Here is a 15,005-nt window from a genome sequence, read left to right on the forward strand (position 1 = left end):
ATGAGACACTTTCAGGCAAAAAGATGGCTAAAGCGTTATTAAGTGTGGGGAGTTGCCCAATAGACACAGCTTGGCGGGCAAGACTGGCCTATCTGCCTGCCGGTACGACCGCCGGTTGCCCGGGCTCGTATTCTTCGAATTCCTCCGAAAACAAGCCGCGCCGCAGGAACAGGCTCCGCGCGTCCCTTGCCTTCGGCGCGATCTGCCGCGGCCAGCCGCTATCGACGAACTCGGCCCTGGTGAAGTCTGGCGTTGCCGCGCAGGCAGCCTCCAGCAACTCGGCGACTTCCAGCACGATCGCGCGTTCATCGTTCGACAGCACCGGCATGGCGATCTCGGCGGACGGACGATGGACGAAATCGTCGAACAGGTTGAAATAGCCGCTGATCCCGACGAGATCGACGGCGTCGTCGCAATAGGCAAGGATATCCAGGATCTCGTAGATCCGGTTTCGCACGCGCTGCTCTATCGGCCTGGCGGACGGCTCCTCGGTCATGGCGCCGCTGAAACGCTAAAGTTCAACTCTAGTGAAAACCTGACGAATGGTATCCGAAACTCAACTACTGCTCAGGGTGGAAAGCGGCCGCCGAGTACTCGTTCAACAGATGTCTGGAAGTACCCCTTTTCAGACCTTCATTGGTGGAGATACACTCGCTTAGCCGCACACTCCGGATTTGCCTAATGGCCGCAGCACCGAAAAATTCTTGGATAGTCGCGAGCGACGTAAGTGACCGGGACGGAATCGGCGTCGAGCTTTTGATTGAAGGCGACCTTGTATTGGAGATTTTTCGTGATGACACAAAGCGTGCCAGAGAAGTAACCCTCTACCGAGCGGACATTCCGTTGGAGTTGGTAGAGGAGGCCATTGCGAGGTTCAAAAGTGAGATTCCGTGGGATTTTCTGGATTAATCAATCGGCGGGGATTTCATTGTTTCGCGATAAGTATTGAACGTCACCTTTTCACCCTTTTTGAGCCGTTCAGCGGCATTCGCCCGAGCGACTTAAAGGGTCGAACCCTGCCATCCCTCGCGGGGTACCAAATGTCAGGTTTTCATCACTAGAACGGCAGCTTCATTCCCGGCGGTATCGGCAGTCCCGCGGTCAGCGCCTTGGTCTTCTCCTGCATGGTCTGCTCGACCTTGGTCCTGGCGTCGTTGTGGGCAGCGAGGAGCAGGTCCTCGAGAATCTCAACCTCGTCCTCCTTGAACAGCGACGGGTCGATCTTCAGCGACTTCATCTCGAATTTGCCGGTCAGCGTCACGCTGACCAGGCCGCCGCCGGCCTGCCCGGTGGCTTCCAGCGTGGCGATCTCGTCCTGCATGGCCTGGAACTTGGCCTGCATTTCCTTTGCCTTGCCCATCAGGCCAAGAAGATCTTTCATCGCATGGTCCTTTGCAGTTGGTGCTGGTTGCTGTTGTATCTCTATTTGAGCATGATCTTCGCCGAAAAACCGGTCCCACTTTTTGCTACGCTGACCTTCGGTTCGGGATCATGCTCTAGGTTTCGTCGTCGTCCGACGGCGGCTCGACCGGCACTTCGGCCTCGGCCGCATCGGCTTCCGGCGCGTCGGGAATGCGCACGTCGATGATCTTGGCGCCGGGAAAGCGCGCCAGGATGGCGGCGACGGTCGGGTCGCTCTTGGCATCGAGGAAGGCGTTTTCGCGCTTTGTCGATTCCATCTCGGCCAAGGTCTGGCCGCCCTCCTCCTTCGACAGCGACACCAGCCAGTTGCGGCCGGTCCAGGCGCGCAGCTTGGCGGTCAAATCGTTGAGCAGCATCTTCGGCGCATCGTCGGTCAGGCTGACGTCGATACGGCCGGGCTCGATGCGCACCAGCCTCACGCAGCGCTTCACCAGCACCTTGAAGGCCATGTCGCGCTGGGCGTCGGCAAGGGCGACAATGTCGGCCAGCGATTTCACCGGCACCGGCGGCGCCTCGTCCACAGGTTTCGGCACTGCGACGAAGGCTGTGGGTGTCAGCTCGGCCTCGACCAGCCGCATGGTCTGCGCGCCGCCATTGGCAGTCGGCATCCGCGCCTGCGCAACGGCACTGGCACCACCGCTTGCAGGCCCATGGTTTGCTGGGCCGGGGCTTGCCGGTGTGCCATTCGCGCGCGGCGCGGCACCCGGCGGGGAAAAGCCGTTCTCCAGCGATTTCAGCGCCTCGTCCAGCGTCGGCAGGTCGGCGGCATGCGCCAGCCGGATCAGCACCATCTCGGCGGCACTGACCGGGCGGTTGGAGGTCTGCACCTCGGGAATGCCCTTCAGCAGCATCTGCCATGTCCGCGACAGCACCTTGACCGACAGCGTCTTGGCGAAATCGGCGCCGCGCCGGCGCTCGTCCTCGGACAGCGAGGCGTCGTCGACGGCCGCCGGCACGAAACGCAGACGGGTGACCAGATGGTTGAACTCGGCAAGGTCGGTCAGCACCGCTGCCGGATCGGCGCCGGTATCGTATTGGGCGCGGAATTCGGCAAGCGCGGCGGCGATGTCGCCCTTCATGACATGTTCGAACAGGTCGACGATGCGGGCACGGTCGGCCAGGCCGAGCATGGCGCGCACCGCCTCGGCGCTGACCGCGCCGCCGCCATGGGCGATCGCCTGGTCGAGGATGGACTGCGCGTCGCGCATCGAGCCTTCGGCCGCGCGCGCGATCATCGCCAGCGCATCGTGTTCGACTTCGATGCCCTCCAGACCGGCTATCCTGGCAAGGTCGGCCTTGATCATTGCCGCATCGATGCGCCTGAGGTCGAAGCGCTGGCAGCGCGACAGGACGGTGATCGGCACCTTGCGGATTTCGGTGGTGGCGAAGATGAATTTGACGTGCGGCGGCGGCTCTTCCAGCGTTTTCAGCAGGCCGTTGAAGGCTTGCGTGGAGAGCATGTGCACTTCGTCGATGATGTAGACCTTGTAGCGCGCCGATACCGGGGCGTAGCGCACGCGCTCGATGATGTCGCGGATGTCGTCAATGCCGGTATGCGAGGCTGCGTCCATCTCGATGACATCGACATGGCGGCCTTCCATGATCGCCTGGCAATGCTCGCCGAGCACGGCAAGGTCGACGGACGGCTGGTCGACGGTGGCGGTCTTGTAGTTGAGCGCCCGCGCCAGGATGCGCGCGGTCGTCGTTTTGCCGACGCCGCGCACGCCGGTCAGCATCCAGGCCTGGGCGATGCGGCCGGTGGCAAAGGCATTGGTCAGCGTGCGGACCATCGGCTCCTGGCCGATCAGTTCGGAGAAATTCGACGGTCGGTATTTGCGCGCCAGCACGCGATAGGCGGCAGGCTTGCCCGACTTCCCGGCCTCGTTTCCGGCTTCGCTCATTCGCCCGTTAAGCTCCCAGGGCTGCCACTGGAGGCGGCCGATTCCTGCGCATAGTTTCGCCCGCACGGCTTGGCGCCGTCAATGTCGGGGCAAAAGGCGAAGAGGCGGGAGGCTGGAACAATGACCCGTTCCGGGCTCGTTAGGGCTGCTTCCTTCCGGACCTGACCCGGTTGGCGAGTGGATCGTCCACCACCAACCTCCCGCTCCCCATATCGGCAATCCGGCGATGAAATGCAAGTGCGGATGATAGAGTAGTGAAGGACGGCGAAAGCTGAAACAAAAACCCGCCTCGGCGGGCGGGTCGCTGGCGCCAATAAGCACCATATGGAAATTAATAGCATAGCTGCCGGCACAAAGCAAGAACAAAATATGACTGCGGTCAATTTTTTACCTCGGTGCTGCCCCTCATTTGCCTGCCGGCACCTTCGCCCCGTGAACAACGGGGAGAAGGTAACGGTGAGGGGCAGCGCAAACCTGAAGCGATTTGCCCCAGGCCTGAATTCTTCGCCGGACAATCAGCGCCACGATGGCCAATGTTTGCCTGCTGCCCCTTGCGGCCCCCCGGCAGCCGCTCTAGCGTCCATAAAGTTCAAAAAACGTCATAATCGAGGAAACGCCAATGCTGCCGGGCCTCAAGGCCGGATTCACGCTTGACGCGCGGCTGGAAGCGGACAGCGAGCAGCTGATGTGGCTCGGCCTGTGCGAATTGCGCGTTATGAACGACCGCCGCTGGCCGTGGCTGCTTTTGGTGCCGCAGCGGCCGGGCGCCGAGGAAATCCACGACATGACGCCGCTCGACCAGGCGATGCTGACCTTCGAGACCAACATGGTGGCGCTGGCGCTGAAGCGGGTGACCGGCTGCACCAAGATCAACACCGGCGCGCTGGGCAACATCGTGCGGCAATTGCACGTGCATGTCATCGCGCGCTCGGAAGGCGATCCCGGCTGGCCTGGCCCGGTATGGGGGCACGGCCTGCGCGAGCCCTACCAGCGCTCCGACCTTCGCCGGTTTGCGGAAAAGATCAAGGCAGCGCTATAAGCCTCTCCCGTGTCCATCGTGAACCTGTCCATCTTGAACCTTCCCGAGTCTGCATGAGCTTCAGCCTGTTTGACGCGCCCGTGCGCGAGCCGAGCCAGTTCGTCGGCTTCGCCGGCAACATTATCGACCGGCAGTCCGAAAACCGCACCGACGATTCCGTCGAAAAGGCGCTCGCCGATCCCTCGGCGCGGCTTTTGCTGATGCATGGCGGCCGGCTCTATCTGAAGCTTGCGCAAGGCGCATTCGATCCCTGGTTCGGCGCGGCCGAAAGCCGGCCGCTCGAGGCATCGCTCGAAAACGGCGTCCTGCTCGGCTTTTCCGAAAGCGGCCCGGTGCTGGCGGTGCCGGCCGGGGTCGAGCCCGAGCAGCTTCCCGAGACGATCAAGGCCATCGACTATCGCTCGGTCTATATGCAGGGGCTGATCGACGAAGCAGCGGCCGGCGCGCTGGCGCAAGGGGCGGCCCTGCTCGCCTGGCATGCCAGCCATCGCTTCTGCAGCAAATGTGGCACCGAAGCCGAGATGCGGGCCGGCGGCTACAAGCGGCATTGCCCGGCCTGCGGCACCGAGCACTTTCCGCGCACCGACCCGGTGGCGATCATGCTGACGGCGACGCGTGAAAAATGCCTGCTCGGCCGCGGCCGGCATTTCGGGCCCGGCATGTATTCGGCGCTCGCCGGTTTCATCGAGCCGGGCGAGACGATCGAGGCGGCGGTGCGCCGCGAAACGCTGGAGGAAGCCGGCATCAGGCTCGGCCGCGTCGTCTACCATGCCAGCCAGCCCTGGCCGTTCCCCTATTCGCTGATGATCGGCTGCTTCGGCGAACCGCTCAACGACGACATCCATCCCGATCTCAACGAGTTGGAAGATTGCCGCTGGTTCTTTCGCGACGAGGTGCTTTCGATGCTGGCCAGGGAGCATCCGGGCGGCCTGGTGACGCCGCCGAAGGGGGCGATCGCCTATAACCTGATCCGCGCCTGGGCCGACAGCGCGTAACAGGATCGACATCGCAGGAGCAGAAAATGATCCGTCACACCGTCGTGTTCACGCTGAAACATCCGCCGCATTCGCTCGAGGAAAAAAGGTTCCTCGCCGACGCCAAGAGAATCCTCACGGCGATAAAGGGCGTCACGCATTTCGAGCAATTGCGGCAGGTCAGCCCCAAGAACGACTACCGCTTCGGCTTCTCGATGGAGTTCGCCGATCAGAGGGCCTATTCCGGCTATAACGACCACCCCGACCACGTCGCCTTCGTCCGCGACCGCTGGATCCCTGAGGTCGAGGCGTTTATGGAGATCGACTACGTGCCGCTCGGCTGGGGCTGAGACTGGGACGATCGCCATGCCCGGGCCTCAGGCGGCTGCAACGTGGATTTGGCGAAGATCGGGGCCTCGACAGCAAACACTGCCGCAGCCGACCGACGCGGCGCTCTAGAACGGTTCATCGTTTCACGGAAACGCCGAACCGGTCCATCTTTTTGTTGACGCAATTCCGGACGGAAAACCGTTCACACTTTTCCTGGAATTGCTCTAATACCCCGCGTCGCGATCCACCACATTTTCCAGCGCTTCGCCGCGCTCGAAGGCGTCCATCTGGCGCAGCATGATCGGCGCCAGGTGGACCGGATCGGAGGTCGCCGCCGCATGCGGCGTCACGAACACTTTCGGGTGGCTCCATAGCCGGCTGGTCTTCGGCAGCGGCTCGACCTCGAACACGTCGAGGCTGGCTTCCTTCAGCGTGCCGTCGTCCAGCGCGCGCAAAATGTCGGCGTCCTTCTGCAGCCTGCCGCGTCCGGCATTGATCAGCACCGAGCCGCCAAGGCCGTTGCGCTTTCGCAGCTCCCTCAGCACGCCATGGTTGATGATGCCTTGCGTCTGCGGCGTCAGCGGCAGAAGCACCACCAGGATGTCGGTGGCGTTGAGGAACGGGATCAGGCCGGCCTCGCCCGTATAGGTCGAGACACCTTGCATCGGCCGGTCGCTGCGCGACCAGCCATTGACCGGAAAGCCGAGTGACAAAAGCACCGACGCCGCCGCGCGACCAAGCGTGCCGAGCCCCATAATGCCGACAGAGATGTCGCCGGCCGGCCGCTGCGGCGGCTCGTGCCAGATCTTCTTTTGCTGCTGGGCGCGGTAGAGCATGCCCTGGCGATGGTGGTCGAGCACCCGCCAGACGACGTATTCGGTCATATATTGGGTAAGGTTGTCGGCCACCACCTTGACGACCGGTACGTCGGGCAAGGTGGGATCGGCGAAAATGTGGTCGACGCCGGCGCCGATCGAGAAGATGGCGCGCAAATTGGGCAGCGACGACAAGAGGTTAGGCCGCTGTTTCCACACCACCGCATAGGTGATCGAAGGATCGCCGGCGCCATTCGGCTCGAGCACCACCTCGCGCTCCGCCGACAGCAGCTCGCGCCAGCGCAGCGGATGAATACCGGTGAGGGCAAGCAGGATGCGGCCTTTTTCCATTGCGGATTTTTTTCCTTTTTACCAACAGCGTTCGCGTCCCAACGTGCAAGGGCGCTGCAGCGTTTTGATTTTGTGCATGATCGTCAGCGAAAATCTACTCGCTGACGATGCCGACCGGCGCCGTTTCGATCTTGAAGGCGGCCGAGATCAACGCCCTTGTATAATCGGTCTGCGGGTTGCCAAAAATCTGTTCGGAACGGCCGGCCTCGACGATCCTGCCATTGCGCATGACGATGACGTCATTGGCCAGCGCGCGGATGACCCTCAGATCGTGGCTGATGAAGAGGTAGGCGAGGTCGTGCTTGGCCTGCAGGCTGCGCAGCAGGTCGACGACCTGCGCCTGCACGCTCATGTCGAGCGCCGAGGTCGGCTCGTCCAGCATGACGAAGCGCGGGTTGAGCACCATGGCGCGCGCAATGGCGACGCGCTGGCGCTGGCCGCCGGAGAATTCGTGCGGATAGCGGTTGCGCGTCGCCGGATCGAGGCCGACTTCCCCGAGCACGTCGACAACGCGCTCGTCGCGCTCATCGGGCGACAGCTTCGGCTCGTGGATCTTCAGCCCTTCCTCGATGATCTCCGCGACCGACATGCGCGGGCTGAGCGAGCCGAACGGATCCTGGAAGACGATCTGCAGTTCGCGCCGCAGCGGCCGCATTTCGTTGAAGGACAGCTGATCGATGCCGCGTCCGTTGAACTGGATGTTCCCGGTCGACGAGATCATCCTGGCCAGAGCCAGGCCGAGTGTCGTCTTGCCGGAGCCCGATTCGCCGACGACGCCAAGCGTCTGGCCGGCCCGCACGGTGACGTCGATGCCATCGACCGCCTTCACATTGTCGACGGTGCGCCGGAAGAAACCCTTCTTGATCGGGAACCAGACCTTGATATCGTTGCCTACCATCACCGGCTTGGCTGCTTCGTTGGCCGCCGGCGGCTTGCCTTTCGGCTCGGCGGCAAGCAGATGCCGTGTATAGGCGTGCTGCGGATTGGCGAATATCTCTTTGGTCGGCCCGGTCTCGACGATCTTGCCCTTGGTCATCACGCAGACCCGGTCGGCGATCTTCCTGACGATGCCGAGATCGTGGGTGATGAACAGCATCGACATGTTCTTGCGGCTTTTCAGGCCGGCGAGCAGTTCGAGGATCTGCGCCTGGACGGTGACGTCGAGCGCCGTCGTCGGCTCGTCGGCGATCAAGAGTTCAGGCTCGTTGGCCAGCGCCATGGCGATCATGACGCGCTGGCGTTGGCCGCCGGAAAGCTGGTGCGGATAGGCGTCGAGCCGTTTCTCCGGCTCGCGGATGCCGACCTCGTGCAGAAGTTCCAGCGTGCGCGCCTTGGCGTTGCGGTCCCCCAGGCCCTGGTGCAGCTTCAGCACCTCGACGATCTGCTGCTCGATCGTGTGCAGCGGATTGAGCGAAGTCATCGGCTCCTGGAAGATCATGGTGATCTTGTTGCCGCGCACGCGGCGCAATTCCTTCTCGTCCGCGGCAAGCAGGTCGGCGCCGAGGAACTGGATCTTTCCCGACGGATGGCTGGCGGTCGGATAGGGCAGCAGCTTCAGCACCGACAGCGCGGTGACCGACTTGCCGGAGCCGGATTCGCCGACTAGCGCCACCGTCTCGCCCTTGGCGAGGTCGAATGAGATATGGTCGACCGCGATCGACTGATTGCCGCCTTGCGCGAAGGCGACGCTGAGGTTCTGGACCGAGAGCAGCGGGGTATCGCTCATCTGAACGTCTTGCGCGGATCGAAGGCGTCGCGCGTCGCCTCGCCGACGAAGACCAGCAGCGACAGCATCAGCGAGATGACGACGAAACCGGAAATGCCGAGCCATGGCGCGTTAAGGTTGCGCTGCGCCTGCTTCAACAGCTCACCAAGCGAGGCGGCGCCGGGCGGCAGACCGAAGCCGAGATAGTCGAGCGAGGTCAGCGTCGAGATCGAGCCACTGAGCAGGAAGGGCAGGAAGGTCAGCGTCGCCACCATGGCGTTGGGCAGCAGATGCCGGAACATGATGGTGACGTTGGATACGCCGAGCGCGCGCGCCGCGTTGACATATTCGAAGTTGCGGGCGCGCAGGAACTCGGCCCGCACCACGCCGACCAGCGCCACCCAGGAGAACAGCAGCATCAGCCCGAGCAGGATGAAGAAGCCGGGCGGCAGGATGGCGGCGACAATCAGCAGCAGATACAGCACCGGGATCGCCGACCAGATCTCGATGAAGCGCTGGAACAGAAGGTCGGTCCAGCCGCCGAAATAGCCCTGCAGAGCGCCGGCCGCCACGCCGATCAGCGCCGAGCCGGCGGTCAGGATCAGCCCGAACAGCACCGAGACCCTGAAGCCGTAGATGACGCGCGCCAGCACGTCGCGGGCCTGGTCGTCGGTGCCCAGCCAGTTCCAGTTGCCGACGATGCAATTGGGGTCCGCCTCGCCTTTCGGATACTGGTTGCAGCGCGTCTTCTTGTCGTAGAGCCAGGACGGCTTGGTCGGTGCTGCCTCTGGAATGGCGTTGTTGACGGTCTGGTAGGAGTAGCGCACCGGCGGCCAGATCATCCAGCCATTGGCATTGATCTCGTCCTGGATGACCGGATCGCGATAGTCGGTGACCGCGTAGAAACCGCCGAACTTCTCCTCGGGATAGGCGACCAGGACCGGAAACAGGATCTCGCCCTTGTAGGAGGCGATGATCGGCCTGTCGTTGGCGACCAATTCCGAAACCAGCGACAGCACGAACAGGAACAGGAATATCCACAACGACCAGTAGCCGCGCCGGTTGGACTTGAAGTTCTGCAAGCGCCGTTGGTTGAGCGGCGACAGAAAGGGCCGCGCGATCCGAGCCGGCGCCGTTTCGACCGTGGCCTGCGCCATCAGACGTCTCTCCGCTCGAAATCGATGCGCGGGTCGACCCAGGTGTAGATCAGGTCGGACAGCAGCCCGACGAACAGGCCAAGCAGCGAGAAGATGTAGAGATTGGCGAAGACCACTGGATAGTCGCGCTGCACCACCGAGTTGAAGCCGAGCAGGCCGAGGCCGTCGAGCGAAAAGATGTTCTCGATCAGCAGCGAGCCGGTGAAGAAGGCCGAGATGAAGGCGCCGGGAAAACCGGCGATGACGATCAGCATGGCGTTGCGGAAGACGTGGCCATAGAGCACCTGCCGCTCCGACAGGCCCTTGGCGCGGGCGGTGACCACATATTGCTTGCGGATTTCCTCGAGGAAGGAATTCTTGGTCAAAAGCGTCGTCGTGGCGAAGGCCGACAGCACCAGCGCCGTCAGCGGCAAGGTCATGTGCCAGAAATAGTCGACGATCCGCGCCGGCCAGGACAGTTGGTCCCAATTGTCGGAGGTGATGCCGCGCAGCGGAAACCAGTCCCAGAACGAGCCGCCGGCAAACAGCACCATCAGCAAGATGCCGAACAGGAAGCCCGGAATGGCGTAGCCGACGATGACGACGCCGCTGGTCCAGACGTCGAAAGTGGAGCCGTCCTTGACCGCCTTGCGGATGCCGAGCGGGATTGAGATCAGGTAGGACAAAAGCGTGATCCACAGCCCGATCGAGATCGACACCGGCATCTTTTCCAGGATCAGGTCGAGCACCGAGATGTCGCGGAAATAGCTGTCGCCGAAATCGAAGCGGAGATAGTTCCACAGCATCATGCCGAAGCGTTCGAGCGGCGGCTTGTCGAAGCCGAACTGCTTCTCCAGCTTCTTGATGAATTCCGGATCGAGCCCTTGCGCGCCGCGGTATTTCGAGCCGACGTCGCCGGCGACGTCGACATTGCCGCCGCCGGCATCGCCGCCGCCGCCGCCGAGGCGATCGCTGCCGCCCTGGTTCGTCAGCCTGGCGATGACCTGCTCGACCGGTCCACCTGGAGCGAACTGGATGACGGCGAAGGACACCGCCATGATGCCGAACAGGGTCGGGATCATCAACAGGATGCGGCGCAGTATATAGGCGCCCATCAGTTTTTATCCTCCTTGAGGACGACCATTGTGTCTGAAGGTGCCCCCAAGGCAATCGCTTCGGACCAATTGTCGACGCCGGCGCCGCCCCTCATTGTCCTGCCCGTCCTCCGCAGCAGCTGCGCTGCAGCTGCGGAGGGTGGACCGGGCACTTCTCCCCGTATAGTGACGGGGAGAAAGGGGCTGGCCGTAGTCTCGGGGCTTTTATTGCGACACTTGTGATTGGCGAAATCGTCGATGACAGCGCCCCTCTCCCCGTCGCTATACGGGGAGAGGATGCCGGCAGGCAGGTGAGGGGCGGCGCCAACGCCCGCAAGAAATTCAGCCTTTGCCAATTTTTGCCGCCTTGTCTTTGTCGAACCACCACAGCGTCTCGACCGGAAAGTCATAATCCGGCTTTTGGGCGGGAAAGCCGAACATGTCCCAGAAGGCTGCCCGGTGATTCGCCAGATGATATGTTGGAATCCAGTCTAGCCGCGCGCGCAAGACCCGATCGAGCGCATTGAGCGCTGTGACGAGTTCGATCCGGCTCTGCGCCTTGCCGGCTGCCTCGATCAGCGCGTCGATGGCTTTGCTTTCCGTACCCGGATAGTTGCGCATCCCCGGCGTTTTCGCCATCCGGGAAGCATAGAGAATCTCCAAACCGTCGGCGGTGGGCGTCGCTCCGATCGACCATGCAAGCATATTGAAGTCGAAGTCGAAATTGCTCTGCCGCGCTTCAAATTGCGTCGAGTCGACCTGCCGGATCGAAGCGTCGATGCCGATCGCCTTCATATTCTCGGACCACGGCGCGAAAATGCGAACGAGACCCTCGTCCTCGGCCAGCATTTCCACCTGCAGTCGCTCGCCTTTGTCGTTGACGACGAAATTGCCCGCTCGCTTCCAGCCGGCTTTGGCAAGCAGCCTCGAAGCCTCGCGCAGCAGCTTACGGTCGTGCCCAGAACCGTCGGAGACGGGTTGCATCACCGGTTCGCCGAAGGTCTCCGGCGGCAACTCGGCTCGAAACGGCTCCAGCAGTTTCAATTCCTGGGGTGAGGGCAGGCCCTTGGCCTTGTAATCCGATCGCTCGAAGTTCGATTGCGAACGCTCGTAGGAGTCGAAAAACAGAACCCGCCTGGTCCATTCGAAGTCGAAGCAATAGGCGATTGCCCGTCTCACGCGAATGTCGCGGAACTGCGGACGGCGCTGATTGAGCGCGACAGCCTGCATGGATGGCGTTTTCTCGCCGGGAAATTCGCGTTTGACGACCCTGCCATCCTTCAGCGCTGGAAAGTCGTAGCCGGTCGCCCATACCCGCGCGGTGAACTCCTCGCGAAAATGCGTATCCCCTTTCTTGAACGCTTCAAAGGCTGCCTGGCGATCAAGGTAGAAATCGATACGGATGCGGTCGAAATTATTAAGGCCGCGGTTCACGGCCAGATCGCGGCCCCAATAGTCGGCGACGCGTTCATATTCGACAGTCTGCCCGGCCACGACCCGTCCCACCCTGTATGGTCCGGAGCTAAGCGGTGGGGTTAACGTCGAGGCGTCGAAATCATTGGCCGTGTAGAAGGCTTTGGACACGATCGGCATTACGACGATCGCGAGGATATTCTGCGAGAACTGTTGGCCGTTGAAGGTAAGGCTGACTGTAAGCGGATCGATTGCGACCGCATCCGTCATATGCCGCAGGGCTTGGGAAAGGTTCGGATGTCCCCGGTCTTTGTAGAGGTTCAAGGCAAAGGCAATGTCTTCGGCGGTCAGCGGCGAGCCGTCATGGAAGCGCGCTTGTGGCCGCAGGCTGAAGCGGTAGCCATTGCGATCCTGCGACAAGGTAACGGATTCGGCAAGCAGGCCGTAGACCGCATCCGGCTCATCGACTGCCCTTGCCATCAGCGAATCGAAGCAGAGCTCGGTGCGCGGCGGCGAATCCCCTTTCAACACCAGCGAGTTCAGCGTGTTGAAAGTCAGGAAGCTCTGATTGAGAGTGGAGTTCGGCGGGGCGAAATTCATCCGGCCGCCCTTGGGCGCGTCCGGATTGACATAGTCGAAATGCGTGAAATCCGGAGGATATTTGAGATCGCCGAAGGCCGACAACCCGTGCAGTTTCACGCCGGTCGGAATGGCCGCGAAAACTCGGCCTGGCAGCAGTGCCGCAGCGGCGGCGGCACCGCCCAGGGCAAGGAAGTCGCGACGGGGCAGCGCCGCCATCAATTGCCACTCTTGTATTTGGCAGCCAGCGCCTTTTCCTTGTCCGGGTCGATCCACCAGGAATTCTGGTCGACGCCGCTGTAGGCGGGCTGCTTTTCCGGCATACCGAACTTGTTCCAGTAGGCGAGCCAGACCACGGCGCGGTAATATTGCGGCACGACGTAGAAATTCCACAACAGCACCCGATCGAGCGCATGGGTGGCGGCAACGAGATCGTCGCGATCGGTGGCAAAGATGATCCGGTCGACCAGCGCATCGACGACCGGGTTCTTGATGCCGGCGTAATTGCGCGACGCGGGCGTATCGGCAGCCTTGGAGCTCCAGAAGTCGCGCTGTTCGTTGCCGGGAGAGTCCGACTGGCCAAGTTGCCCTATGATGACGTCGTAATCGAAATGCTTGACGCGGTTGATGTACTGGGTCTGATCGATCAGGCGCAGCGTGGCGTCGACACCGATCTTGCGCAGATTGGCGATATACGGGCTGGCGATGACCTGGTCGGTGTCGTTCCAGCCGAGGATTTCGAATTTGAACGGTTCGCCGGTCTTGGCGTTGACCATCTTGCCGCCGTTGATGACCCAGCCCGCCTTGGCGAACAGATCGACCGCGGTCTTCAGGTATTTGCGCTCCGCCTGCGGGGTGTCGTAGACCGGCAGCTTGAATTCCTGGGTGAAGACTTCAGGCGGCAGCTTGTCGCGATACTGTTCGAGGATCTCCAACTCCTTGCCTTGCGGCAGGCCGCTCGACGCCAGTTCGGTGCCTTGGAAATAGCTGCTGGTGCGGGTGTTGGAACCGAAGAACAGGGTCCGGTTCATCGTCTCGAAGTCGAAGGGATACATCAGCGCAGCGCGCACTAGGCGATCTTGGAACAGCGGACGCCTGGTGTTGAGCATGAAGGCCTGCATCGGTTCGGGCGATGCGGTCTTGAATTCCTTCTTGATGACGTCGCCGGCCTTGACCGCCGGAAAATCATAGAATGTGTTCCAGCGCCTCGAACTATTTTCCTGCTTGATGTCTTCAAGGCCGCCCTTGGTAAAGGCCTGCCAGGCGGCATTGTCGTCGAGAAAGTAGCTGAAACGCTGCCTGTCGAAATTCTCGCGACCGATCTTCACCGGCAGTTTGGCGCCCCAGTAGTCGGGCACACGCTGCCAGACGATTTCCGAACCCGGCTTGAAGCTGGCGATCTTGTAGGCGGCCGACCCCAGCGGCGGCTCCAATGTGGATTTGGTGACGTCGCGTTTCTTGCCGTTGGCGTCGGTGCCTTCCCACCAGTGCTTGGGCAGCACAACGAGATCGCCGATGATCTTCGGTAGCTCCCGGTTGCCCTTCTGGCTGAAGTGGAATTCGACCTCGCGGTCGGACACCGCGACGGCGTCGGTGACGTTTTCGAAATAGCGGCTGTACATCGGGCTGTTGGCCTTCAGCACCTGGAACGACCAGATCACGTCCTCGGTGGTGATCGGCTTGCCGTCATGCCATTTGGCCCGTGGATCGAGCCGGTAGGTCGCCGAGGAATAGTCGGACGGATATTTGTAGCCGTCGGCGATCAGCGTATGGCTGGTGCTGCCCTCGTCCGTCGCCTGCTCCATCAGCGTGTCGTAGAGCAGTCCGCCGCCGAACTGCGCGAAGCCGGCGGCCGGCGACCCCTGCACGATGTAAGGATTGAAGCTGTCGAAGGTACCAAGCACCACTGAGTTCACCGTGCCGCCCTTCGGCGCATCCGGATTGACGTAGTCGTAATGCTGGAAATTGTCGCCATATTTGGAGTCACCGATCAGCGAGGAGGTCGTGCGCCATTCGTCCGCGAAGGCTGCCTGCAGGCCGGCCGCGAGAGCAGCCACAAACAGCACTGATTTCAGAAGCGTCCGCGCTCGGCCAACCGTCATGCGTTCTCCTCTTTGCGATCGGTTTCGATAGCTATCCGTGCCCAATCTAGATCATTTGACGGCGCTGAAAACCGCAACGCAGCGGCTTTGTCGTCGCATATGCATTTTTCCTAACGAAAAAGCCGGGCTGAACCCGGCTTTTTC

Annotated in this window: 13 protein-coding genes and 1 other RNA gene; 4 read left to right on the plus strand and 10 right to left on the minus strand. The window is 62.0% G+C overall.

The window, feature by feature from the left end; all coding sequences use genetic code 11:
* Positions 1 to 88: 88 nt before the first annotated feature.
* A complete protein-coding gene (locus tag NKI85_RS04360; RefSeq protein ID WP_352522749.1) occupies positions 89 to 457 on the minus strand; it encodes a hypothetical protein in 369 nt (122 codons plus the stop codon).
* A 224-nt stretch (positions 458 to 681) separates the two neighbouring features.
* Here NKI85_RS04360 and NKI85_RS04365 point away from each other — a divergent pair, with 224 nt between their 5' ends.
* On the plus strand, positions 682 to 909 hold the full coding sequence (locus tag NKI85_RS04365; protein ID WP_352776172.1) for a hypothetical protein: 228 nt from the start codon (positions 682 to 684) through the stop codon (positions 907 to 909).
* Positions 910 to 1,057: 148 nt separating this feature from the next.
* Here NKI85_RS04365 and NKI85_RS04370 read toward each other — a convergent pair whose 3' ends face one another.
* From NKI85_RS04370 to ffs, 3 genes are all read right to left on the minus strand, one after another.
* On the minus strand, positions 1,058 to 1,381 hold the full coding sequence (locus NKI85_RS04370; RefSeq protein WP_023719593.1) for a YbaB/EbfC family nucleoid-associated protein: 324 nt from the start codon (positions 1,379 to 1,381) through the stop codon (positions 1,058 to 1,060).
* A gap of 115 nt (positions 1,382 to 1,496) precedes the next feature.
* A complete protein-coding gene (locus tag NKI85_RS04375; protein WP_352522748.1) occupies positions 1,497 to 3,323 on the minus strand; it encodes a DNA polymerase III subunit gamma/tau in 1,827 nt (608 codons plus the stop codon).
* A gap of 104 nt (positions 3,324 to 3,427) precedes the next feature.
* An RNA gene (gene ffs, locus NKI85_RS04380) (signal recognition particle sRNA small type) lies at positions 3,428 to 3,524 on the minus strand.
* Positions 3,525 to 3,942: 418 nt separating this feature from the next.
* Here ffs and NKI85_RS04385 point away from each other — a divergent pair.
* The 3 genes from NKI85_RS04385 to NKI85_RS04395 are packed head-to-tail and all read left to right on the plus strand — an operon-like array spanning position 3,943 to position 5,686.
* A complete protein-coding gene (locus tag NKI85_RS04385; protein ID WP_352522747.1) occupies positions 3,943 to 4,362 on the plus strand; it encodes an HIT family protein in 420 nt (139 codons plus the stop codon).
* Positions 4,363 to 4,415: 53 nt separating this feature from the next.
* Positions 4,416 to 5,357: an NAD(+) diphosphatase gene (gene nudC, locus NKI85_RS04390; RefSeq protein ID WP_352776175.1), complete on the plus strand. Its 942-nt coding sequence runs from the start codon at positions 4,416 to 4,418 to the stop codon at positions 5,355 to 5,357.
* Between the two features lie 26 nt (positions 5,358 to 5,383).
* Positions 5,384 to 5,686: a Dabb family protein gene (locus tag NKI85_RS04395; protein WP_023676866.1), complete on the plus strand. Its 303-nt coding sequence runs from the start codon at positions 5,384 to 5,386 to the stop codon at positions 5,684 to 5,686.
* 204 nt (positions 5,687 to 5,890) lie between these two features.
* Here the strand turns inward: NKI85_RS04395 and NKI85_RS04400 are convergent, their stop codons facing one another.
* From NKI85_RS04400 to NKI85_RS04425, 6 genes are all read right to left on the minus strand, one after another.
* A complete protein-coding gene (locus NKI85_RS04400) occupies positions 5,891 to 6,832 on the minus strand; it encodes a 2-hydroxyacid dehydrogenase (protein WP_352776177.1) in 942 nt (313 codons plus the stop codon).
* A 94-nt stretch (positions 6,833 to 6,926) separates the two neighbouring features.
* Positions 6,927 to 8,558, minus strand: coding sequence for an ABC transporter ATP-binding protein (locus NKI85_RS04405; protein ID WP_352776179.1), 1,632 nt, complete (start codon positions 8,556 to 8,558; stop codon positions 6,927 to 6,929).
* On the minus strand, positions 8,555 to 9,694 hold the full coding sequence (locus tag NKI85_RS04410) for an ABC transporter permease (RefSeq protein ID WP_352522743.1): 1,140 nt from the start codon (positions 9,692 to 9,694) through the stop codon (positions 8,555 to 8,557). Before NKI85_RS04410 ends, NKI85_RS04405 begins: the two co-directional genes overlap by 4 nt.
* The gene (locus NKI85_RS04415; RefSeq protein ID WP_352522742.1) at positions 9,694 to 10,788 is read right to left on the minus strand and encodes a microcin C ABC transporter permease YejB; all 1,095 of its coding nucleotides are present in this window, start codon (positions 10,786 to 10,788) and stop codon (positions 9,694 to 9,696) included. The genes NKI85_RS04410 and NKI85_RS04415 overlap by 1 nt, the downstream gene beginning before the upstream one ends.
* Positions 10,789 to 11,109: 321 nt before the next feature.
* Positions 11,110 to 12,978 carry an extracellular solute-binding protein gene (locus NKI85_RS04420; RefSeq protein ID WP_352776181.1) on the minus strand — a complete coding sequence of 623 codons (1,869 nt, stop codon included), beginning with the start codon at positions 12,976 to 12,978 and terminating at the stop codon, positions 11,110 to 11,112.
* Entirely contained in the window at positions 12,978 to 14,861 is a 1,884-nt protein-coding gene (locus NKI85_RS04425; RefSeq protein ID WP_352776182.1) for an extracellular solute-binding protein, read from the minus strand. The genes NKI85_RS04420 and NKI85_RS04425 overlap by 1 nt, the downstream gene beginning before the upstream one ends.
* Between the last annotated feature and the right edge of the window lie 144 nt (positions 14,862 to 15,005).

The sequence above is a fragment of the Mesorhizobium sp. M0571 genome (assembly GCF_040320985.1).
Taxonomy (GTDB): Bacteria; Pseudomonadota; Alphaproteobacteria; order Rhizobiales; family Rhizobiaceae; genus Mesorhizobium.

Excerpts from the sequence above, each read along its gene's own strand:
- NKI85_RS04415 (WP_352522742.1), bottom strand. The coding sequence starts at position 10,788 with ATGGGCGCCTATATACTGCGCCGCATCCTGTTGATGATCCCGACCCTG.
- nudC (WP_352776175.1), top strand. The coding sequence starts at position 4,416 with ATGAGCTTCAGCCTGTTTGACGCGCCCGTGCGCGAGCCGAGCCAGTTC.
- NKI85_RS04400 (WP_352776177.1), bottom strand. The coding sequence starts at position 6,832 with ATGGAAAAAGGCCGCATCCTGCTTGCCCTCACCGGTATTCATCCGCTG.
- NKI85_RS04410 (WP_352522743.1), bottom strand. The coding sequence starts at position 9,694 with ATGGCGCAGGCCACGGTCGAAACGGCGCCGGCTCGGATCGCGCGGCCC.
- NKI85_RS04365 (WP_352776172.1), top strand. The coding sequence starts at position 682 with ATGGCCGCAGCACCGAAAAATTCTTGGATAGTCGCGAGCGACGTAAGT.
- NKI85_RS04395 (WP_023676866.1), top strand. The coding sequence starts at position 5,384 with ATGATCCGTCACACCGTCGTGTTCACGCTGAAACATCCGCCGCATTCG.
- NKI85_RS04420 (WP_352776181.1), bottom strand. The coding sequence starts at position 12,978 with ATGGCGGCGCTGCCCCGTCGCGACTTCCTTGCCCTGGGCGGTGCCGCC.
- NKI85_RS04425 (WP_352776182.1), bottom strand. The coding sequence starts at position 14,861 with ATGACGGTTGGCCGAGCGCGGACGCTTCTGAAATCAGTGCTGTTTGTG.
- NKI85_RS04375 (WP_352522748.1), bottom strand. The coding sequence starts at position 3,323 with ATGAGCGAAGCCGGAAACGAGGCCGGGAAGTCGGGCAAGCCTGCCGCC.
- NKI85_RS04385 (WP_352522747.1), top strand. The coding sequence starts at position 3,943 with ATGCTGCCGGGCCTCAAGGCCGGATTCACGCTTGACGCGCGGCTGGAA.
- NKI85_RS04370 (WP_023719593.1), bottom strand. The coding sequence starts at position 1,381 with ATGAAAGATCTTCTTGGCCTGATGGGCAAGGCAAAGGAAATGCAGGCC.
- NKI85_RS04405 (WP_352776179.1), bottom strand. The coding sequence starts at position 8,558 with ATGAGCGATACCCCGCTGCTCTCGGTCCAGAACCTCAGCGTCGCCTTC.